Genomic DNA, 1,017 nt, shown 5'->3' with positions numbered 1-1,017 from the left:
GCCACGGCATTTTGCTGGCGGATTTCGCTGGCGCTGTCGGCACTGGCGGGGGCGCCGGTGCCCGCGTTGATGGTCATGGCGCCAAGGCTGTTGCCGCTGGCGGCCAGCGACACCGTGCCCTTCGGGGCGGACAAGGTGCCGCCCGCCGAGACGATGGTGGTACCGGCCAGCTGGCTGATGTTGCCATCGACTGCCGTCACACCGAGCGTGCCGGCGCTGCTGATATTGCCCAGCAATGCCGAGCCGCTCGCCTGGCTCAGGTCGACCTTGCCCGCGACCTTGATGCTGGCCGCGCTGTCGCTTTGGCGATAGGCATCCGTCACCGTCAACGCGCCGCTGCTGGTGAGCGAGCCGCCGCTCTGGCTGAAACTGCCGACCTTGATGGCGCCGCTGGTGATGACGCCACCGGACTGCGCAAGGCTGGCAAGTTGGACCGTCGCGGCCACGTTCAAGCTGCCGTCGAGCACGCTCAGGCTGCCGCTGCTGCCGATGGCATCGAGATTGACGGTGCCATTATTAAATGTCACGGTGACGCCGGCGGGGATAACGACCGTGGCGACATTGGCCAGATCGGGCACGGCACCACCGGCCCAGTTGGCCGCATCGAACCAGCTGCCGCTGCTGCCGCCCACCCAGGTCACGGCGGCGAGCCGCGCGATATCGGCGACCAGTCCCGTCGGGTTAGACACGCTGTAGTTGCTGGCCAGTCCCGTGCCATTGGCAAGCCGGGTGCCAGTGACCGTCACGGTTTTGCCCGCGCCAACGTTTTTGTCGGCAAAGCTGGCGCTCTGACCGGCAAGGGCCAGTGTTTCAGTAGCGACCAGGCCGTTCAAGGTGCCGCCAAGCAGCGTGGCGGTGGCCTTGCCGTCATAGGCCTTGTTGGCCACCGTCGTGCCGCTGATGGTCAAGGCCTTGGGGGCAATCGTCGCTGCCGCCGTCTGGCCGCTGGCCAGACTGTAGTTGCTGGCCAGGCCGCCGTTGCTGCCGTCGGCCAGCGCGGTGCTGTTGACGGTCACC

1 protein-coding gene is annotated in these 1,017 nt (G+C 67.4%); it reads right to left on the bottom strand.

What is annotated here, in order from left to right; genetic code table 11:
- Nucleotides 1-1,017: YDG domain-containing protein (locus ACP7EY_RS23970; RefSeq protein WP_426197759.1), on the bottom strand; the 1,017-nt coding region annotated here is incomplete at both ends.

Source organism: Massilia sp. DWR3-1-1 (genome assembly GCF_049898325.1).
Lineage (GTDB): Bacteria > Pseudomonadota > Gammaproteobacteria > Burkholderiales > Burkholderiaceae_D > JAFCUW01.
Note: the sequence above shows the minus strand (reverse complement) of the source record. Positions and strands in the feature narration are given on the sequence as shown.